The 21,086-nt window shown below is 34.1% G+C and carries 18 protein-coding genes; 1 reads left to right on the top strand and 17 read right to left on the bottom strand.

The annotated features are described in order from the left end of the window. Positions 1-146: 146 nt before the first annotated feature. From KA894_RS05130 to gmk, 6 genes are all read right to left on the bottom strand, one after another. Positions 147-338 (bottom strand): hypothetical protein, encoded by a 192-nt coding sequence (locus tag KA894_RS05130; protein ID WP_096810201.1) that lies wholly within the window; start codon positions 336-338, stop codon positions 147-149. Between the two features lie 117 nt (positions 339-455). Then, positions 456-638, bottom strand: a complete 183-nt coding sequence (locus KA894_RS05125; protein WP_096810203.1) for a CsbD family protein — start codon at positions 636-638, stop codon at positions 456-458. Between the two features lie 372 nt (positions 639-1,010). Then, positions 1,011-3,419: a primosomal protein N' gene (gene priA / locus KA894_RS05120; RefSeq protein ID WP_115342218.1), complete on the bottom strand. Its 2,409-nt coding sequence runs from the start codon at positions 3,417-3,419 to the stop codon at positions 1,011-1,013. 1 nt (position 3,420) lies between these two features. After that, a complete protein-coding gene (gene coaBC, locus KA894_RS05115) occupies positions 3,421-4,623 on the bottom strand; it encodes a bifunctional phosphopantothenoylcysteine decarboxylase/phosphopantothenate--cysteine ligase CoaBC (RefSeq protein ID WP_115342219.1) in 1,203 nt (400 codons plus the stop codon). A 386-nt stretch (positions 4,624-5,009) separates the two neighbouring features. Beyond that, complete coding sequence (gene rpoZ, locus KA894_RS05110) at positions 5,010-5,210, bottom strand: DNA-directed RNA polymerase subunit omega (RefSeq protein WP_096810311.1); 201 nt, start codon at positions 5,208-5,210, stop codon at positions 5,010-5,012. After that, positions 5,210-5,833 (bottom strand): guanylate kinase, encoded by a 624-nt coding sequence (gmk, locus tag KA894_RS05105; protein ID WP_096810313.1) that lies wholly within the window; start codon positions 5,831-5,833, stop codon positions 5,210-5,212. Before gmk ends, rpoZ begins: the two co-directional genes overlap by 1 nt. A gap of 159 nt (positions 5,834-5,992) precedes the next feature. On the opposite strand from gmk, the gene KA894_RS05100 reads away from it, so the two are divergent. Next, a complete protein-coding gene (locus KA894_RS05100) occupies positions 5,993-7,693 on the top strand; it encodes an Rqc2 family fibronectin-binding protein (RefSeq protein ID WP_119488210.1) in 1,701 nt (566 codons plus the stop codon). Positions 7,694-8,234: 541 nt separating this feature from the next. On the opposite strand, the gene KA894_RS05095 is transcribed toward KA894_RS05100, so the two are convergent. The 11 genes from KA894_RS05095 to pyrR form a co-directional block, all read right to left on the bottom strand. Further along, positions 8,235-8,642 carry a VOC family protein gene (locus tag KA894_RS05095; protein WP_096810316.1) on the bottom strand — a complete coding sequence of 136 codons (408 nt, stop codon included), beginning with the start codon at positions 8,640-8,642 and terminating at the stop codon, positions 8,235-8,237. A gap of 121 nt (positions 8,643-8,763) precedes the next feature. Beyond that, positions 8,764-9,618: a YitT family protein gene (locus KA894_RS05090; RefSeq protein ID WP_096810317.1), complete on the bottom strand. Its 855-nt coding sequence runs from the start codon at positions 9,616-9,618 to the stop codon at positions 8,764-8,766. A gap of 812 nt (positions 9,619-10,430) precedes the next feature. Then, a complete protein-coding gene (locus KA894_RS05085) occupies positions 10,431-10,616 on the bottom strand; it encodes a hypothetical protein (RefSeq protein WP_096810318.1) in 186 nt (61 codons plus the stop codon). A 22-nt stretch (positions 10,617-10,638) separates the two neighbouring features. Beyond that, positions 10,639-11,250, bottom strand: a complete 612-nt coding sequence (gene pyrE, locus KA894_RS05080) for an orotate phosphoribosyltransferase (RefSeq protein WP_103372934.1) — start codon at positions 11,248-11,250, stop codon at positions 10,639-10,641. Continuing rightward, entirely contained in the window at positions 11,243-11,947 is a 705-nt protein-coding gene (gene pyrF / locus KA894_RS05075; protein ID WP_096810320.1) for an orotidine-5'-phosphate decarboxylase, read from the bottom strand. The genes pyrE and pyrF overlap by 8 nt, the downstream gene beginning before the upstream one ends. A gap of 101 nt (positions 11,948-12,048) precedes the next feature. Further along, complete coding sequence (gene carB / locus KA894_RS05070; protein ID WP_119487922.1) at positions 12,049-15,222, bottom strand: carbamoyl-phosphate synthase large subunit; 3,174 nt, start codon at positions 15,220-15,222, stop codon at positions 12,049-12,051. After that, a complete protein-coding gene (locus KA894_RS05065) occupies positions 15,215-16,315 on the bottom strand; it encodes a carbamoyl phosphate synthase small subunit (RefSeq protein WP_115342221.1) in 1,101 nt (366 codons plus the stop codon). Before KA894_RS05065 ends, carB begins: the two co-directional genes overlap by 8 nt. Continuing rightward, complete coding sequence (locus KA894_RS05060) at positions 16,315-17,589, bottom strand: dihydroorotase (protein ID WP_115342222.1); 1,275 nt, start codon at positions 17,587-17,589, stop codon at positions 16,315-16,317. Before KA894_RS05060 ends, KA894_RS05065 begins: the two co-directional genes overlap by 1 nt. After that, positions 17,573-18,487 (bottom strand): aspartate carbamoyltransferase catalytic subunit, encoded by a 915-nt coding sequence (locus KA894_RS05055; protein WP_096810324.1) that lies wholly within the window; start codon positions 18,485-18,487, stop codon positions 17,573-17,575. Before KA894_RS05055 ends, KA894_RS05060 begins: the two co-directional genes overlap by 17 nt. Positions 18,488-18,518: 31 nt before the next feature. Next, a complete protein-coding gene (locus KA894_RS05050; RefSeq protein WP_115342223.1) occupies positions 18,519-19,826 on the bottom strand; it encodes a uracil-xanthine permease family protein in 1,308 nt (435 codons plus the stop codon). Positions 19,827-20,117: 291 nt separating this feature from the next. Continuing rightward, a complete protein-coding gene (gene pyrR / locus KA894_RS05045) occupies positions 20,118-20,645 on the bottom strand; it encodes a bifunctional pyr operon transcriptional regulator/uracil phosphoribosyltransferase PyrR (protein WP_107644081.1) in 528 nt (175 codons plus the stop codon). Positions 20,646-21,086: the final 441 nt, after the last annotated feature.

The following is a 21,086-nucleotide window of genomic DNA, read 5'->3' as shown; positions in this document are numbered from 1 at the left end:
TAAATATATATTTATAAAGCCATTTAATATTTCACAAGCAGGCGTTTTAAGCATAGGGCAAACCTTTTATTTTATCTCAATGAACCTAAATCATAGATAGGGTAAAGCATTTAGACATATCTAAATTAAAATTTTATCTTAAACGTTCAATAGAAGGGTATTGTATTACTTGCTTTTTGAATATCTTTCGTATAAAAATATTGCTTACCTTTACCAGTGAAGGCAGGCATTAATATCAAATTCGCTTTTGCGTTGTATAACCATTCTGGGTTGACACCAGAATTTAAAATTTCTTGAAATTCTTGAAATTCTTTATTCCAATCCAAATTTACTTTCATTATATCACCTCGATTCCCATCACGGAACACTTGTTCTATTTTTAAAATTTAAAAAACAGAGCAAACGCTAAAATATTTACTCTGTTTATGACATATACATATTAAAATTTTCACAAATTATTTTTTAACTTTATCGACTAAATCGTTAAATTTATCTTTGGCGTTTTCTGCCGCTTCTTTCACTTTACCAGAAGTTTTATCTTCTTTACCTTCTTGTTCTAATTTTTCATTACCAACTACATTACCTGCTGTTTCTTTAAGGTTGCCTTTAACTTGTTCAAATTTACTTTCATCTGCCATGTTTCATTACCTCCTAAAAAATAATTTTGTAAACAAGATTAATTAAAATCTACCACATAAATATATAATCTAAACATAAAACAATCCAATTTCACACAATTGACAAAATTCATAAAATAAATGTACGCATATTATATTGAGTTCGTCTATACTTCGTTTCAGTTTTTATATACATATTTATATCCTTAACATTATCTTTTACTTCTTTAAAAAAGGGTTAGTTATCATATTATTATCAAATGGACAAACTGCTAACTAAGAAGTAAAAGCATAGTTAGTAAAACAGTCTATCCTTTTGTTTACCCTTAATTAAATTTTAACAACCTTAGAAACCCTTGAAAATACTGTGATTGAACTGCTTACACCGCTAAATCACATCATCATTTGAGGGTTGATATCTATCTTAAGTGATAATTTATCTTTTAAATATTGATCATGATAATAGTCATCTAAATATGTTAATGCTTCATGTAAAGCAGGTTCGCTTTTATATTTAATTAGTATTTGGAAACGATATTCATTGTTAATCCGCGATAGTGCCGCCGGAGATGGACCTAATACTAACGCTTTATCTGTTAAATGTTGTAACAGAATTTTATGGATGTGCTTAGATGCTTCCATAACTTTCTTCATATCTTTGTGGGCAATCGTAAAATTAATTAAAAAGAAGTATGGCGGATACTTACCTAATTTTCTGTAATTCATCTCTTTTTCAAAAAATGATGTGTAGTCGTTATCTTGAACATCTTTGATTGCATAATGCTCTGGGTTGTAAGTTTGAATGATGACTTCACCTTCTTTTTCATGACGACCCGCACGCCCTGAAACTTGTGTTAATAATTGATACGTACGTTCACTTGCTCTGAAATCTGGCAAGTTTAACATAGTATCTGCGTTTAACACTCCGACTAATGTAATATTAGGAAAATCCAATCCTTTAGCAATCATTTGTGTGCCTAATAAAATATCGCCTTTACCTGAACCAAAGTCATCTAACAATCGTTCATGCGCCCCTTTTCTAGAAGTCGTATCCACATCCATACGAATAATCTTGGCTGTTTCAAAATTTTCTTGTAACAACTCTTCCACTCTTTGCGTCCCAGTACCGACTTGTCTAATATGTTCACTTTCACAGTTTGGACATTTATTAGGTGGAACTTCTTGATGACCACAATAATGACATTTTAATTGGTCAGTCGATTTATGGTAAGTTAACGAAATATCACAATTAGGACATTGAGGGACATGACCACAATCACGACACAGCATAAATGAAGCATAGCCACGTCTATTTAAAAATAAAACAACTTGTTCTTTTTTATCTAATCTATCTTGAATCGCACTACGCAACCCTTCTGAGAACATAGAACGATTGCCTGAAGTGAGCTCTGCTCTCATATCTACAATTTTAACTTCTGGTAAGGCTTGTTGATTCACTCTATTTGGTAACGATAAAAGTTCATAAACACCTTTATCTGCACGAGCAAATGATTCTAAACTAGGCGTCGCACTACCTAAAATTAATGGACACTGATGATATTGACTTCGCCATTGCGCGATGTCTCTAGCATGATACCTTGGATAATCCTCTTGTTTATATGAAGATTCGTGCTCTTCGTCAATGATAATCATGCCTAAATCTTTAAATGGTGCAAATACACTTGAACGCGCGCCAACGCTCACGCTTGCTTTACCATCTCTAATTTTTTGCCATTCATCATAACGTTCACCCTTGGATAAACCTGAATGTAAAACAGCTACTTCATCACCGAATCTACGTTTAAATCTTAATACCATTTGTGGTGTGAGTGCAATTTCAGGTACTAACATCATTGCTTGCCTACCTTGCTTTAGTACGGTTTCGATTGTTTGTAAATAGACTTCTGTCTTTCCAGAACCAGTCACGCCATGTAATAAAAATGTCCGTTGTTCTTTTTTGTTAATTGTATCTATGATTGTTTCATACGCTTGTTGTTGTTCATTAGTCAGTGATTGTTTCTCATCTTGCTCAAACACACGTGTCGCAAAGGGATCGCGTTCTATAGTAGTGTCATATTTTTCAATAAAGCCTTTCCGTGATAACGTATCTATACTCGACTTTGAAAAGCCCATTTCTTCTAATTGTTTTAATAACACGACATGGTGATTTTCATCCATTAAATAGGCATATAGCTCATATTGTTTTTTAGACTTTTCTAAAGAACCTAATACCATATCGTAATCGAAACCTTCAACAATACGCACAGCACGTTGTTTCTTTTTATTTAAAGATTGAGATAATAGTGTTTTTTCAGTAATTGCTCCTTGCTTTAAAAATGGCGCAATAGTTGTTAGATCTTCATTTTTTTGAGCTTCTTTATATGCATAATGACCTTCAGCATTGAATCGTTGCAACAATGTATTGGGTATATCTGTAGCGTCTTTAATAGCAAATACCTTGGTATATTTAGCTTTGATAGCGCTTGGAAGCATAACCTCTAACATTGAAATTCGTTTTGTAACAAAATACGTATGATACCAGTCTGTCAGTTCAATTAATTCTTTCGTCAATTCTGGTTTGATATCTTGAATTTCTTTAACTTCTTTTAATTTTGATATGTCCATACTCGCATCTGATTGATCTGTTATATTCATTACATAGCCTTGAATTGTTCTTGGCCCAAAAGGGACAATCACGCGCATACCAATATCTATCATCGATTGGAATGTTTGTGGAATGATATAATCAAACGTAAAATCAACACTTTTAGAAGGTATATCCACAATTACTTTTGCTATCATTTTATTGCCACCTTGTTTCTAAACTGTCCAATATATGCTCCGCTAATACGACTTTTTTATGTTTACCTAACTCTACCGCCTTGCCGTTTTTATAATACATTGTATAAGCGTTATCATCTGAACTAAACCCAATCGTTCGATCTCCGACATTATTGGCTATGATGACATCGACATTTTTACTTTTTAATTTTTTTTGAGCATATGTTTCAATATTTTGAGTTTCTGCTGCAAAACCAACTAAAAATTGTTTATGCTTATTTTCTCCAAGATATTTTAAAATATCGGGCGTTCTTTTAAATGTTACCGTTAAGTCCCCTGCTTGTTTTTTTAGTTTATGATCTAACATTTCAGCTGGCGCATAATCAGATACTGCTGCAGATTTAAATACAATATCCGTACTATCAAACCGTAATTTAACCGCTTCAAACATTTGTTGAGCGCTTTCTATTGGTATAAGCTCTACATTTTTAGGAGCGTCTAGATGTGTTGGACCGGATATAAGTGTAACTTTAGCGCCTCTTTTTGATAATGATTCTGCTAAAGCATAGCCCATTTTACCTGAAGAACGATTGGATAAATAGCGAACTGGGTCTAATTCTTCAATAGTCGGACCAGCTGTTACTATCGCATGGACGCCCTTAAATTTACTATTTTTTTTATTCGGTAGATCATTATTAAAATATTGGTTTAATCTTTCTAAGATCTGCAATGGTTCTTCCATTCTTCCTTTAGCTACATAACCACAAGCTAAGAAGCCTTCGCCAGGTTCTAAGAAATAATAACCATCAGCACTTAAAGTAGCTAAATTATGTTGTGTTCTTTTATTTTCATACATATGAACATTCATTGCTGGTGCAATAAATTTAGGCGTCTCTGTAGCTAGTATGGTAGATGTCACCATATCATCTGCGATGCCGTTTGCTAATTTTGCTATTGTATTGGCAGTTGCAGGTGCCACGACAATAGCGTCTGCCCAATCTCCTAGAGCCACATGTTGAATTTCCTCAGGGTTTTGTTCTATAAAAGTATTTGTATAAACAGGATTTCTTCCTATAGCTTGAAAAGCTAAAGGCGTTACAAATTCTTGTGCGTGATCTGTTAACATAACTCTGACCTCATAATCAGCTTGTGTTAATTTACTTGTTAAATCTATTGCTTTATATGCAGCGATACCACCAGTTACAGCAAGTAATATATTTTTCATCGTAGTTCTCCTCCAAATAATTTATGTCTTCCCATCACTATCTTAAAATGATTTCGAACAATTAAATATATTCAATCATCAACCTATCTAAATAAATATTTGGTATTAATTTATTATAGCTAGGATAACTAAGCTTTTATCAATATGATTTATAGTTTCTCTAACAAATATATAAATCATTCTATTTAAAGAATGAGGTACTCGTATTGAGTAAAAATATGATTACTGTTTATTATACACAAATTAATATACAAATTAAAAAAGCACACCTCAATGATGTGCTGAACCTTAAAGCCAGATTTTTAGTGAGACTTTAAGATACACATAGTTTACTCGGTGTACTTTTCAAAATTTCAATTTTTTATTGATCATTTGCTTAGAATATTTTATTTTGTTTTTTCAGGATAAACTTCGCCGCCAGCAATTTCTTCTAAGGCTTTGCCTACTGCTTTTTTAGAACTATATCTATTTAGTAATGCACTACTTGGATGTTCGTCTAATTCACGCGCACGTTTTGCAGCTGTAGTTGCAATTAAATATTTTGATGTAATTTTAGATGTTAAATCATTTAATGGTGGATATAACATTATTTTTTTGCCTCCAATATCATTTTTCTATATTTTGCTTCAATACGTTCTCTTTTCAAATGCTCAGCTTCGACAATGGATTGAATACGTTGTTTAGCTAATTCTACTTCGTCATTAACCACAACATAATCATATAAGTTCATCATTTCAACTTCTTTACGTGCTTCGAGTACACGGCTTTGAATTTTTTCATCTGACTCTGTGCCACGCCCTACTAAGCGTTCACGTAAATGGTCTAAACTTGGCGGAGCTAGAAAAATAAATAATGCGTCAGGGAATTTTTTGCGCACTTGTTTGGCACCCTCTACTTCAATTTCTAAAAACACGTCATGCCCTTGATCCATAGTATCCTTTACGTATTGCACTGGCGTCCCATAGTAATTACCCACATATTCTGCATATTCTATAAATTGGTCTTGTTTAATTAATTCTTCAAACTCTGCTTTTGTTTTGAAAAAGTAATCTATACCATCGACTTCGCCTTCACGTATACCACGTGTCGTCATCGAGATAGAATATTTATATGATGTGGTTGGGTCATCAAATATTTTCTTTCTAACTGTCCCTTTACCTACTCCAGAAGGTCCAGAAAGTACAATCAACAAACCTTTCTCATTATCCATGACTTACTACCTCTCTAAGCTATTCTTCTATTATTAGACTATGATACCATAAGGAACGTTTAATTGTATAGCATACGTTCATACAATCTTTGTTCATGACCAAATCATTTCATCATGTTACAATATGTTGAATGATTAAAAATAAGGTGGCTGATAGTAATGGCATACGATGGTTTATTTACACGAAAAATGATAGAATCTCTACAATTTCTCGTTGACGGAAGAATCCACAAAATCAATCAACCAGAAAACGATACGATTATTATTGTAGTGCGTCAAAATCGTCAAAATCATCAACTTCTACTCTCTATCCATCCTAGTTTTGCTAGAATGCATCTCACAAATAAAAAATATGATAATCCTTTTGAACCACCAATGTTTGCACGTGTTTTTCGTAAACATTTAGAAGGTGGTTTTATTAAAGCAATTAGACAAATTGGTAATGATAGACGCGTAGAACTAGATGTTCAGAGTAAAGATGAAATTGGTGATACGATTCACCGTACCATTATTTTAGAAATTATGGGTAAACATAGTAATTTAATTTTAGTAGACGAACAGCGGAAGATTATTGAAGGGTTTAAACACTTAACACCTAATACAAACCAATACCGTACAGTAATGCCTGGTTTCCAATATGATGCTCCGCCGACTCAAAATAAAATGAACCCTTATGATACAACGGGTGCTGAAGTTTTAAAATATATAGATTTTAACAGCGGCAAAATAGCAAAACAATTACTCAATCATTTTGAAGGTTTCAGTCCTTTAATAACGAATGAAATGGTTAATCGCAGACAATTTATGACAACAGAAACCTTACCAGAAGCATTTGATAGTGTGATGGGTGAAACGAAAGAAACACCTACACCTGTTTTTCATAAAAATCATGAGACAGGAAAAGAAGATTTCTATTTTATGAACTTAGAACAGTTTTATGACGATGTTGTAATATATGAATCTTTACATGATTTATTAGACAGATATTATGATGCTAGAGGCGAAAGAGAACGTGTCAAACAACGTGCCAACGACTTGGTTAAATTTGTACAACAACAATTGCATAAGTACCAAAACAAATTAAGCAAATTAATCGATGAGCAAGAAGGCACCAAAGATAAAGAAATGCAACAACTTTTTGGGGAATTAATCACTGCTAATATTTATAGAATCAAACAAGGTGATAAATTTTTAACAACAATCAATTATTATAATGGTGAAGAAGTTACAATTCCATTAGATACAACAAAATCCCCAGCGACAAACGCTCAAAATTATTATAAAAAATACAATAAACTAAAAACAAGAGAACACGAATTGGCACGTCAAATTGATTTAACCAAAGAGAATATCACTTATTTTGAAAATATAGAACAACAACTTACTCATATTTCAGTTGATGATATTGAGGATATAAGAGAAGAACTTGCTGAACAAGGTTATATGAAACAACGTAAACAAAATAAGAAGAAAAAGAAATCGACAATCCAGCTACAAACATATATATCTACAGATGGAGATACTATTCTTGTCGGTAAAAACAATAAGCAAAATGATTATTTAACTAATAAAAAAGCAAGTAAAAACCATCTCTGGTTTCACACTAAAGATATCCCTGGATCTCATGTAGTTATCTTGAACGATAACCCGAGTGAAAACTCGATTAAAGAAGCGGCAATGTTATCCGGTTACTTTTCAAAAGCAGGTAATTCAGGCCAAATACCAGTAGACTATACTCAAATCAGGCACGTTCATAAACCTTCTGGGGCTAAGCCAGGATTTGTTACTTACGACAATCAAAAAACGCTTTACGCGACTCCCGATTACGACCATATTCAAAAAATGAAAATTAAATCATGATAATGAACGTATGGCTAAATTCTATTTTTTATAAAGCGTTATTTAACCTAGTTGATAAAAAGTTGACTACACAAACAAACATTGGGTTTTTTTGAAACCGCTCCTTCACCCCCTCTGTTATATTTAAGGTTTAACTGTTATTTATATTCATATCTTTCTATAGTGAGTAATTAGTTCTAATGCTTAAAATTAACAACGACAAAAAGAAACCGAGACAAACCTATCTCTGGATAAAAACAAACGTCAATTTCTATCATTTCAATAGAAATTGACGTTTTCTTTACTTTTTTAAACTTTTCCAAGGCCTTAACACATTATTTTCTTTACATTCAGTACATTAGTCAAACCAAGTATTTTGGTTGCAACACATCTGCAGGGATAGCATGTACCTTGAATCTACAGGATCTGGACAGAATAGCGGCAACGGGATAAAGCAATACAAAATATCAATATAATATGAGCCCCTAAAAAATTGCTTAATTTTGAAATTTTTTAGGGGCGCTATCGTGGAATTCACACCTCAACCTCTGTTTACTTTACGTTACTTTTTATCGGGTAATGCAAGTTGAAAATTCACACCGTATTTATCTATAATCCATGTAAATTCTCTAAATGGCGGCATCTCGGTTCTGGGCATTAGAATTGCGCCACCACTTTTTAACTTACTAAATAACCGTTCCATTTCTAATGGGCTATCTACTGTAACGTATAATGACATTGCTGGATTCATATCAATATCAACACCATTCATGTTATCAATTGCCATAAAGACTTGATCTTTTAATCGAAAAATAGCGTGTTGCACTGCCCCAGTCGGTTCCTCATCATTTTCATCATATTTTACCATTGCTAATATTTCGGCATCTTCAAACGCTTCTATATATAAATTAATTGCTTCTTCTGCTTGACCATTAAACATTAGAAACGTCGTTATTTTTGGAACTACCATGTACTTGCCTCCTTAAAACATCTTAATTATAGAATAAAACAAATTCACTCAAAAATCGAACTAATGCAATTTTAAAATTCAATAACATATCAAATTTAAATAACTATAGGTTTACTTTTAATTAAGATAAATTCATAAATCCATTACCTAAAACATCTCTCACATCATGAATAACTAAAAATGCATTTTCATCTTCTTCATTGATTAGTTTTTTAACTCTAGTCACTTGAGATTGTGGCACAACGACGTAGAGCATACTCGTTTCATTTTTACCGTAACCGCCTTTACCTCTTAACAATGTTGACCCTCTACCAGTAAAACGATTGATTTTATCACTGATTATTTCATTTTTACTTGAAATGACAGTAACTGCCTTTTTAGGGTTAAATCCTTCAATGATAAAGGAAGTTGCACGTTCTGTTATAAAAATCATAATAATGGTAAATAATACATTCTCTAATGGTAATACAAATAAAAATGATAAAACGACTAATCCATCTAAGACAAAAATACCTTGTGATGTTTTGATATCAAAATATTTATTCAACATTTTAGCAATTACAGATGTACCACCTATGACACCACCAGCCGCAATGACTAAACCGATGCCTACACCTACTAATACCCCGCCAAACGAAGCATTTATGACAAAATTATCAATACCTGTCTTAAAATTTTCCGTTAAATCTAAAAAGATAGAGATAGCCGTATTCGCAATAAAGGTATAAACAGCTGTTCTAGTACTTAAAAACCGCCATCCGATAATAATAACTAATGTGTTAATAATCAAAGAAGAAATTGCTGGTGAAAAGCCAAAAGCATATTTAAGCGCTAACGCTATACCCACCGTGCCACCGTCACCTAAATTAGATTCTAATATAAACGAATTAACTGCAATCGCACTAATGAAAGCACCAATCAAACAGATAATCACATTTTTAGTATGATCTTTAAATAATTGTTTTGCTAATCTCATATCATTTCCCCTTACATAAAAAATATAAAATAAAGGAAGCAGGTTAGAAATATAAAAATTAAATATCATTTTCCTATACCCACTTCACAAACTCATTTATTTTTTATTATTCGTGTTTATTTCAATCAACCAAGTGATATTGTATTTTAGATTTACTTTCAATAAGACACATTGCACAGCAATTGCATATCATGCTTATAACAACAAATTATTTTACTTTTAAACAATTATAGTTAAAATAAATATAAATAACATTGGAGGTATTTCATGTCTTTTTATATTATTCCGCTTCTTATTGCAGCTTTAGTTTTGATTATCGGTTTTATTATTATAAAAATTATGATTCGTTGATGTATTAACTATAGCATATTGCATTTTTTATTTTTTGAAAACTTTTCAAACGCATCAACCAAAAAAGTTAACAAGGTTTATATATGATTAAAAAAATAATAGAGACGTTTTAATTAAATTTTGATTTCTTTATTGCGCTTGCTTAATTTTGACACTACTGAACCATTTCATTTAAAAATGAGTTAGATTATGTCACCCACAAGTTGCATTTTCCACTCAATTGCACGATACGCTATCATAACCCCTCGTCGAGAATTAATTTCTAGAAGGTATAGTGATTTTAAATGCTTGTTATAAAACTTTTCATTACAGACACCTATATGATGTTTGAGGCCGAGGCATAATTATGCCCCGGCCTCAGTTCTATTTTGAGCATGGGCCATTACTGCCCAGCCTTCCATAGGATAAAAACATATATCGTCATTTCAAGTTTAATTACACGCAATCACAAGGTAATCATACTATTTGATATGACCTTTTTGCTTAATGTTTGATTTTGATTTTTTATAAATATCTGATTCAGTAGTATTTAATAACCCTTTATTTTCATCTTCTGAAGTTGATTGATGTCTATAATCTTCTGATTTTTTAAGAAACTTATTTAAATGCGCAAAATGATTATATGCTACATTTGGGTCTTCTGTCATAACATCCCCTCCATTTAATATATTATGACAAGTTATCTCTCCAATCAACTAATGTACTAATATCATTTTCAGAAATTTCTCCATTTTCCCTAGCTACTTCAATAAGTTCATTATAATCGCTTAAAGTATAAAATGGTATATTGACTTGTTCAAATAAGGTTTCAGCTTTTTTTAAACCATATGTAAAAATCGCCACGACGCCCAATACATTTGCGCCTGCAGCTTTTAAAGCATCCACTGCAGTGATTGAAGATCCACCGGTTGAAATTAGATCTTCTACAACTACCACATTTTTACCGTGACTTATTGCGCCTTCGATTTGATTTTGTTTTCCGTGACTTTTACTTTTTGATCTAACATAGTTCATTGGTAAGTCCATTACTTCAGATACATAAGCTGCATGCGGTATACCAGCTGTTGCTGTACCAGATACAATATCTACATTTTCAAAATGAGACTCAATTAAATCACGCAAACCATCTCTAATATGTCGGCGTACAGTTGGATAACCTAACGTCACTCGATTATCACAATAAATAGGCGATTTAATACCTGAACTCCACGTAAATGGATTGTTAGGAGACAATGATACTGCCTCTATGTCTAATAATGATTTTGCAATTGTTTTAGTCATGTGATTTAAACCAACTTTCTTTAATATTTTGGTAACTCGTCACCGGCGTTTGACTCTTAGTAATTGGACGTCCGACAACAATATGGGTAGAACCTAAGGCACTCGCTTTTTCTGGTGTAGTGATTCTGTGTTGGTCATCTGATGTAGCATTTTCTGGCCTAATGCCTGGTGTGACTTTTAAGAAATCATCTCCTAATTCACGCGTTAACAATTCAGCTTCAAGTGGCGAGCATACAACGCCATCTAGACCCGCTGACTTAGCCAAATTGGCATAATTAAGTACCGCTTCATCTATTGTACTTTGAATATTTTGTTCATTGTTCAACATGGCTTCGGTAGTGGATGTTAATTGTGTGACAGCCACAATTTTCGTATGTTGATTATATTTTCTAATGCCTTCTAAAGCACGTTTCATCATTTCTGAACCACCTGCTGCATGCACATTGACCAAATCAACATCTAATTTACTTAAACCTTCCATTGCTTTACTTACTGTATTGGGAATATCATGTAATTTTAAATCTAGAAAAATGCGATGCCCCCGTTCCTTAATTGATGCTATTAAGGAAGGTCCAGTTTGATAAAATAGTTCCATGCCTACTTTAACGAATAAAGGTTCATCAAATTGATCTAAAAACTGTTCAACCGTTTCTATAGAATCAAAATCTAAAGCAATGATAGGTAAATTATTTTGCATATCTAACGCCTCGCACTTCCTTTTTTTATATCATGTGCCAAAGCCGAGTTTAAGATATTAATAATATCAAAGCTCGAGTCCTTAGCTTATAAATGATTTATTTACATATTTTTCATTGTAAAAGTCATACTTTCTATTACACTGGTCAAAGCTTCTGCTGTGTCTAGTGATGTTAAACAAGGCACACCATTTTCTACTGAAGCACGTCTGATTTGGAAACCATCGCGCTCAACCGCTTTACCTTTTGTCATGGTATTAATCACAATTTGTACATTGTTATTTTGAATTTGAGTTAACAAATCATTCTCTCCACCGATTTTACCAACAGTTTCAGCGTTAATATGATAATCTTGTAATGTTTTAGCTGTACCTTCTGTGGCTAATACGTTGTAACCAACTTCTTTCAAACGAGCAGCAACATTTACAATTTCGTTTTTATCTTTATCACTGACAGTCATCAATACAGTACCACAATCTTTAACTTCCATACCGCTTGCTGTTAGCCCTTTATATAACGCTTTTTCCATAGTTTGGTCTTTGCCCATTACTTCTCCAGTTGACTTCATTTCAGGCCCTAATGTGATATCAACATTTTTCAATTTATTAAAGCTAAATACCGGCACTTTAACAAAGACACCTTCAGCATAGGGTTGGATACCTTCTTTATAACCAAGCGAAGCTAAGTTTGTACCTATAATGGCTTTCATAGCCAACTGCGCCATTTGTATATTTGTAATTTTACTTAAAAATGGTACTGTACGACTCGCACGTGGATTAACTTCTAAGACATATACACCATCATGTGCAATAACAAATTGAATATTAATTAACCCAACAATATTTAATCCTTTAGCTAATCGAATCGTAAAGTCTTCCAATGTTGTGATTTCTGCTTGTGTCAACGATTGAGGTGGGTAAACTGCTATCGAATCACCTGAATGTACACCAGCTCGCTCTATATGTTCCATTATGCCAGGGATAATCACTGTCTCGCCATCTGATATAGCGTCTACTTCGATTTCTTTTCCTGTGAGGTACCGATCTACTAATACGGGATGATCTGGACTGGCTTTAACTGCTTGATTCATATAGTTTTCTAATTCTGTATCACTATTCACGATTTCCATCGCGCGCCCACCTAATACATAAGATGGTCTAACCACCACTGGATAACCAATGTGTCTCGCATTTTCCAGTGCTTCTCCAGGCGATGTTGTTGTCTTACCATTCGGTTGTGGTACACCAATTGTATGCAACAATGCTTCAAATTCTTTACGGTCTTCAGCTCTGTTTAAATCTTCTAATGATGTCCCAAGGATGTTAACTTGATGTTTTGCAAGTTTATCTGCTAAATTGATTGCTGTTTGACCGCCAAATTGAACGACTACCCCTTTAGGTTGTTCTAAATCAATAATATTCATTACGTCTTCTTCTGTTAAAGGTTCGAAGTACAATTTATCTGAAATGGAAAAATCTGTAGATACAGTTTCAGGGTTATTATTGACGATAATTGCTTCATAACCAGCTTGTTGAATCGCCCATACAGCATGTACCGTTGCATAATCAAATTCAACACCTTGGCCAATTCTGATTGGTCCTGAACCTAAAACTAATATTTTCTCTTTGTCAGTTATTATAGATTCATTTTCTGTTTCATACGTACCATAATAATAAGGTGTCGCTGACTCAAATTCTGCTGCGCACGTATCTACCATTTTATAGACAGGGGTTATGCTATATTGTTTTCTTAATTCATAAACTTCTGGTTCTGTCATATCAAAACGGTGTGCGATGACGCGATCACTAAATCCATAACGCTTAGCACATGCTAAGTAGTCAACATCGCCTTTATGCGCTTTTAAACCATGTTCGATTTGGATAATGTGTAAAAATTTATTTAAAAAGAAATAATCAATCTTAGTCAATTCATGTATCTCTTCTAATGTTGTGCCACGACGTATCGCTTCGCCTATAAAGAATAGCCGTTCATCATCTTGGTCTTTAATACGTGATTTGATATATTCTAAATCATAAGATGCGCCATTGGGCAAACCTAAGTGATGGACACCGTATTCTAGCGAACGAATCGCTTTTAATAATGATTCTTCATACGTTCTACCAATGGCCATCACTTCACCAGTTGCTTTCATTTGCGTCCCTAAAACACGCTCGCCCTTTTCAAATTTATCAAATGGAAAACGTGGAATTTTAGTAACAACATAATCTAACGCAGGTTCAAATGCTGCATATGATGTTTTGGTAATAGGGTTTAACATTTCATCTAATGATAAACCAACAGCAATTTTTGCAGCTAGCTTAGCAATGGGATAACCTGTCGCTTTAGAAGCTAAAGCTGATGAACGGGAAACACGCGGGTTCACTTCTATGATGTAATACTTCATCGAGTGTGGATCTAATGCCAGTTGTACATTACAACCACCTTCAATGCCTAAAGCACGTATTACTTTTAATGAGACATCTCGCAACATTTGGTATTCAACATCTGACAGCGTTTGGCTTGGTGCGACCACGATTGAATCACCAGTATGTATACCCACCGGATCGATATTTTCCATATTACATACAACCATTGCATTACCATTTTTGTCACGCATCACTTCATATTCAATTTCTTTGAAACCAGCAATTGATTTTTCAATTAAACATTGTGTCGCAGGGCTATAATGTAAGCCATTTGAAACGACTTCTTTAAATTCTTCATCGTTATAACAAATACCTCCGCCTGTGCCCCCCATAGTAAACGCAGGTCTAACAATTAACGGGTAACCTACTGCTTCTTTAAATTGGAATGCTTGCGCTAATGTATTGACAATATCACTTTCTGGTACAGGCACATCCAAATCATTCATCAAGTTTCTAAATAATTCTCTATCTTCTGCTTGTTGAATGGACTCTAATTTAGTACCTAATAATTGAACATGGTTGTCTTCTAAAACACCACTCTCATGTAATTCTATAGCCATATTGAGCCCAGTTTGTCCCCCTAGTGTAGGTAGTAACGCGTCTGGCTGTTCTTTACGAATAATACGTGTGATAAAATCATGCGTTAATGGCTCAATATAAACTTTGTCCGCAATTTCATTGTCTGTCATAATTGTAGCTGGATTTGAGTTCACTAAGATAACACGATAACCTTCCTCGCGTAATGCTAAACAAGCTTGCGTACCTGCGTAGTCAAATTCTGCTGCTTGACCGATGATAATAGGCCCTGATCCAATAACTAAAATTGTCTTTATATCGTTACGTTTAGGCATTTGTCAAAAACTCCTTTGTTTTAAAATAATGCATCATTTCAATAAACTCATCAAACAAATAATTGGAATCGGTCGGTCCTGGCGCGGCTTCGGGATGGTATTGTACTGAAAATGCCGGCAACGATTTATGTTTCAAACCTTCAATAGTGCCATCATTAATTGCAATATGTGTTATCTCTAACTCTGTGTTTACCAATGAATCTTTATCGATTGCATAGCCATGATTTTGGCTCGTTAATGCCACTTTGCCACTCTTTAAATCTTTGACTGGGTGATTGGCCCCTCTATGTCCAAATTTCATTTTAAAAGCGCTCGCTCCCTGAGAAAGTGCAAATATTTGGTGACCTAAGCAGATGCCGAAGAAAGGCATTTTTCCTAAAATGCCTTTCAGCATTTCAATTGCCACCTCTATTTCTTCAGGGTTCCCTGGTCCGTTAGATAACATAATGCCATCCGGCGACATTCTAATGATTTCTTCGGCTGTTGTATTATAAGGTACAACTATCACATTGCAACCTCGTGAATTAAGCTCTCTAACAATGTTTTGTTTCTTTCCAAAATCTACAAGCACAACGCTCAAATCATAACCAGTTGATACATATGGCGTTTTAGTAGAGACTGCTTTCACTTCGTCTCTTGGTAATTCTATCACTTTCAAATCCTCTGTCAGCCTTTGTATATCTTCCTTATTATCAGTAAACGTTGCTTTTAAAACGCCATAGTTTCTAATTTTACGGGTAATACTACGCGTATCTACACCTGAAATTCCGGGTATTTCATATTCTATTAATACATCGTTTAATGTTTTTTGCTTACGAAAATGACTTGGATAATCACATGCTTCTTTAACGACTACACCGTTTAATGTTGGTATTAATGATTCAAAATCATCTCTATTAATACCATAATTTCCTATTAAAGGGTACGTGAATGTAATAATTTGTCCAGTATAGGAAGGATCTGAAATTGTTTCTTGATAGCCTGTCATAGCTGTATTAAACACAATCTCACCTTTTGTTAATTTATTTGACCCTAATGCGTAACCTTCATAATATGAACCGTCTTCTAGAACTAAATAGCGTTTTTGCAACATTACTTTTCCTCCTTAAATTTAACTTCCCCTTCTACTATTGTTAATATAGGAGTTCCATATACTTTCTCACCTATAAAAGGTGTGTTTTTGCCTTTAGAAGCGAAGTCTTCTGCTTTAATTTCTCTTTCTTCATCTAAATTAATGACAGTGAGGTCAGCTAAACCACCTTCTTCTAAATTGCCATATGGTAAACCAAACGTCTTGGATGGTTTAATTGTTAAATAGTCAACAAGTTGTTGTAATGACCAATCACCATTTTTCACAAAATGTGTATATAATAATGGAAATGCAGTTTCGCTACCTACGATACCAAATGGTGCTTTAGTCATTGGTTGTGCTTTTTCTGCTTCTGCATGTGGTGCGTGGTCTGTCGCAATACAATCTATTGTTCCATCTAATAATCCTTCAATTAACGCTGCTTTGTCTTCTTGGCTTCTTAATGGTGGATTCATTTTATAAATTGCATCGTCTCCTGGCACATCATCTTCTGTTAGTAATAAATGGTGTGGTGTAACTTCAGCAGTAACATGAATACCTGCTTTTTTAGCATCCCTAATCGTTCTGACACTTTCTTTAGTTGATACATGACACACATGGTAATGCGCGCCAGCTGCTTCTGCTAATAATACATCTCTCGCAATTTGTACTGCTTCACATATATTAGGAATACCAGGTATACCCAATGCTTTACTTCGCTCTCCTTCATGCATAGCGCCGCCATATATCAAGCTGTTATCTTCACAATGTGCAACGACCGCCTTATTCACTTTAGCTGCTTGTTGCATTGCTTCATACATCATATTAGCTTGTTGTACACCTACGCCATCATCTGTAAATGCGAACGTATTTTGATCTGCTAACGCTTTAAAATCAACATGTGATTCGCCAGCTTGTCTTACAGTAATAGCACTGTAAGGCAAGACTCTTACCTGTGCATTTTTTTCAATTAATTGATTTAAATGTTCTAAATTCTCTACAGAATCAGGTACAGGACGTGTGTTAGGCATTGGGCATATAGTAGTAAAACCCCCTCTTGCTGCTGCTTTAGTACCGGTAACAATGGTTTCTTTATGTTCTCCGCCTGGCTCTCTTAAATGAACGTGTACATCAACCAGGCCAGGGGATACAAATTGTCCATGTACATCAATGATTTCGATATTATTGTCTACCTCAATTTGTGGTGCAATTTTCTTGATGTATTTACCTTCAATTAATATAGAGGCTGATTTAAGTTCACCCTCTTGTAGTATTTTTGTATTAGTTAGCAATTTCATTTAATTTTGCCCCTTTCGCTTGTAAAATGTATTCAATAACAGCCATACGCGTGTACATACCGTTTTCCATTTGTTTAAATATACGTGACTTATCTGCTTCAACCAAGCAATCGTCAATTTCTACACCGCGATTGACAGGTGCAGGGTGCATGACGATGGCTGAGGATTTTAAGCGATTATAGCGTTGCTTAGTCAATCCGTAATTTTGATGGTAGTTTTGGTTTTCAAAATCAGCTACCTCACCATCATCATGTCTTTCATGTTGCACTCTTAACAACATGACAATGTCTATATCTTCAATTTTTTGATCAATATCTACATATGGTGCTTCTAAAGTTTCGTCTCTCCATGTTTCAGGGCTTGAGAACATTACATTTGCACCAAGCGCAGTCAAGCTTTGATAATTACTTCTTGCTACACGAGAATTTTTAATGTCTCCGCATATCAATACATTTAAACCTTTAAAAGTTTTATATTCTTCGTAAATTGTCATGAGATCTAATAAACTTTGTGTTGGGTGTTGGCCACTCCCATCACCTGCATTGATAATCGGCAAGTTCAGTGAATTTAATTCATTATAGTATGTGGTATTTGAATGTCTAATTACAAGAACATCTGCACCGACCTGTTCTAGCGTTTTACATGTATCATATAAACTTTCACCTTTTTGAACAGAAGAAGTGCTCGTTTCAAAATCAATTAACTTCAATCCTAATTTTTGTTCTGCTACTAAGAAACTACTTTTTGTTCGTGTTGAATTTTCGAAAAATAAATTTGCTACGAACTTATCTTCATATCTATGTGGCTTAAAGTTACCACTTTTAATACCGCTCGCGATTTCTATTAGTTCATAAATCTCATTTGTAGTTAGATGTTCCATTGATAGTAAATTATCCATTTTTCCAGCCTCCTAATAATGAAATACTTGTTTATTTAATCGTTGCAGATGCTTTGGGTAAAATTAAATTTAATATGATACCTGCTAATGCTGCTAAGGCCATACCTTCGATTTCTAAGTTGATACCTACGCCATTTAAGTTAAAGACCAAATTACCTATCCCGATAACCAATATGACTGATGCAATAACAAGGTTTCGGTTACTTGCAAAATCTACTTCACTTTCTACTAACATCCTCAAACCACTTGCTGCAATGATACCGAAAAGTAATATTGATACGCCTCCCATAACAGGTGTTGGTATAGACGAAACGAGCGCTGTAAATTTTCCAACAAAACCGAGGATAATTGCTATCACTGCAGCCCCTCCAATTACGTATATACTGTAAATCTTTGTGATTGCTAAAACACCAATATTTTCACCGTAAGTAGTACTCGGGGGGCCACCTATGATACTTGCAAATATCGTTGACACACCGTCACCAATAATCGATTTATCTAATCCAGGATCTTTAAAGAAATTTCGTCCTACTATTTTATTAATAACCATTTGATGTCCAATATGTTCACTTACAGTTACAAAAACAATCGGTATTAAGACAAGTATCAATCCAAGATGTATCGACGGTGTATAATCTTTAAATGGCAAATATACTTCTGGAAATTGTAACCATTTCGCTTCAGCTACGGGCTTAAAATTAACAAGTCCCATAAATATCGATACCACATATCCCGTTATGATTCCTATCAATACCGGTATCAAAGACAAGAAACCTTTAAAGTAACCTTGGACAATAATAGTAACAAACAAAGTAATCATCGCTACCACTAAATAACTTAAGTTATAACCTTTCATCTCTCCAGAGTTTTCAAACATAGCCATATTAACTGCGGTTGGTGCAAGACTCAAGCCAATGACCATAATTACTGGTCCTACTACAACTGGTGGCAACAAGTGCATAAGCCACCCCGTCCCACTTAATCTAATTGCTAACCCTATAAGCACATACATAACGCCGCTCATAAATAATGCCATTAACATGTCTCCAAGGCTATGCGAATTCAAACCAGTAATAATCGGTGTGATAAACGCAAAGCTTGATCCTAAATAGGCTGGTATTTTCGCTTTTGTAATCAAAATATATAGTAAGGTTCCTATACCAGATGCTAATAATGCAGAAGATATAGGTAATCCTGTTAAAAACGGTACTAATACTGTTGAACCGAACATTGCAAATAAGTGCTGTGTACTTAAAAATGCCCATTGTCCTAATTTAGGTCGTTCTCGTACATCTAGTACTGGTTTGGCTGTTCGTTCGAACATTGTTTCGTTCTCCATGTTTTTACGCTTCCTCTCATAAAAAAATCTCTTTACATTATATTCATGTAAAGAGACTAAAAAGTATCTACCCTCTGCCTTGAACTAAAGTACCTCACACTTCAAACTACTTAAGTAGTTTGTCATATGCGTATACTTAAACATCCAATCAAATGGTATGAAGAGAATGTTATAGCGTGTGCTTTATCGCTATAGTATCTCATGTGGTTAATTATTTTATTTCACTATCATAGATTACCACAGGATTCCCTCCCTTTTTCAGTCTCTCGTACTGAATTAAAAGGTTTTAAATTATTCAATTACTACTGCATTTCGGCTATCAATTTCACTAAGAAAAACCGAAACAGCTTCTTCTCTAGCAGTAGGGATATTTTTCCCAACAAAATCTGCGCGTATAGGCAATTCTCTATGCCCTCGATCAATAAGCGTGGCAAGCCCAATCTTTTTAGGTCTCGCGTACTGCAATATTGCATCTAATGAGGCTCTTACTGTACGTCCTGTGTATAAAACATCATCAACAATGATCACGACTTGATTTGTAAGGCTGACGTCGATTTCGTATGTTTTTTCGTTTGCCTGTTCTGTCGTTTGCTCAAGATCATCTCTAAATTGAGTGACGTCAATCGTACCAGTTGGCACGGTTATCTCCTCAATTTGTTCAATTTTTTGCTGTATACGATGTGCTAGAAACGCACCTCTTGTTTTAATACCTAGTAAAATCAAATGATCAGTACCTTTATTATATTCTAAAATTTCATGAGCGATACGTGTAATTGTTCTTTGAATGGCTGATTCATCCATGATAACGCGTTCTGACATTTTTAGGCACCTACCTTAATCTTAATAATATAAAAAACCTCATATCTTTAGAAGACATGAGGTTAACTAATAAAATATTACAAACAAAGTATCAAGAGACGTATCTGTGCGTTTAGATGATTTCTCCTGCATAACATGGTGTCAATCTACTGTTATGCTTTTATCGTGTTATTTCGTAGACTACGAGAATTTTTAGCAATTAACTTACTAAAATTTTTGTTTGTATATTCTATTTTCATTACATGCCTTCGAAGCCTCTCTGGACTTTCATTTAAAGACGTTCGTTCTTTATTAAACTGTCACTATATTATCACGAATCACCTATCGTTGCAAGCACTATTCGAAGATGCACCTTCTTTTTGTTAATTTAAATATTTAATTATATTAAAAAAACTTTAAGCGGGCCATATATGGACTGCTTTGCCGTTAACCAAATAGCAT

It is taken from the genome of Staphylococcus sp. GDY8P131P, assembly GCF_017891975.1.
Lineage (GTDB): Bacteria > Bacillota > Bacilli > Staphylococcales > Staphylococcaceae > Staphylococcus > Staphylococcus nepalensis.
Note: the sequence above shows the minus strand (reverse complement) of the source record. Positions and strands in the feature narration are given on the sequence as shown.

Coding starts and splice junctions, on each gene's coding strand:
- KA894_RS05130 (WP_096810201.1), bottom strand. CDS start 338: ATGAAAGTAAATTTGGATTGGAATAAAGAATTTCAAGAATTTCAAGAA.
- KA894_RS05125 (WP_096810203.1), bottom strand. CDS start 638: ATGGCAGATGAAAGTAAATTTGAACAAGTTAAAGGCAACCTTAAAGAA.
- priA (WP_115342218.1), bottom strand. CDS start 3,419: ATGATAGCAAAAGTAATTGTGGATATACCTTCTAAAAGTGTTGATTTT.
- coaBC (WP_115342219.1), bottom strand. CDS start 4,623: ATGAAAAATATATTACTTGCTGTAACTGGTGGTATCGCTGCATATAAA.
- rpoZ (WP_096810311.1), bottom strand. CDS start 5,210: ATGTTATATCCACCATTAAATGATTTAACATCTAAAATTACATCAAAA.
- gmk (WP_096810313.1), bottom strand. CDS start 5,833: ATGGATAATGAGAAAGGTTTGTTGATTGTACTTTCTGGACCTTCTGGA.
- KA894_RS05100 (WP_119488210.1), top strand. CDS start 5,993: ATGGCATACGATGGTTTATTTACACGAAAAATGATAGAATCTCTACAA.
- KA894_RS05095 (WP_096810316.1), bottom strand. CDS start 8,642: ATGGTAGTTCCAAAAATAACGACGTTTCTAATGTTTAATGGTCAAGCA.
- KA894_RS05090 (WP_096810317.1), bottom strand. CDS start 9,618: ATGAGATTAGCAAAACAATTATTTAAAGATCATACTAAAAATGTGATT.
- KA894_RS05085 (WP_096810318.1), bottom strand. CDS start 10,616: ATGACAGAAGACCCAAATGTAGCATATAATCATTTTGCGCATTTAAAT.
- pyrE (WP_103372934.1), bottom strand. CDS start 11,250: ATGACTAAAACAATTGCAAAATCATTATTAGACATAGAGGCAGTATCA.
- pyrF (WP_096810320.1), bottom strand. CDS start 11,947: ATGCAAAATAATTTACCTATCATTGCTTTAGATTTTGATTCTATAGAA.
- carB (WP_119487922.1), bottom strand. CDS start 15,222: ATGCCTAAACGTAACGATATAAAGACAATTTTAGTTATTGGATCAGGG.
- KA894_RS05065 (WP_115342221.1), bottom strand. CDS start 16,315: ATGTTGCAAAAACGCTATTTAGTTCTAGAAGACGGTTCATATTATGAA.
- KA894_RS05060 (WP_115342222.1), bottom strand. CDS start 17,589: ATGAAATTGCTAACTAATACAAAAATACTACAAGAGGGTGAACTTAAA.
- KA894_RS05055 (WP_096810324.1), bottom strand. CDS start 18,487: ATGGATAATTTACTATCAATGGAACATCTAACTACAAATGAGATTTAT.
- KA894_RS05050 (WP_115342223.1), bottom strand. CDS start 19,826: ATGGAGAACGAAACAATGTTCGAACGAACAGCCAAACCAGTACTAGAT.
- pyrR (WP_107644081.1), bottom strand. CDS start 20,645: ATGTCAGAACGCGTTATCATGGATGAATCAGCCATTCAAAGAACAATT.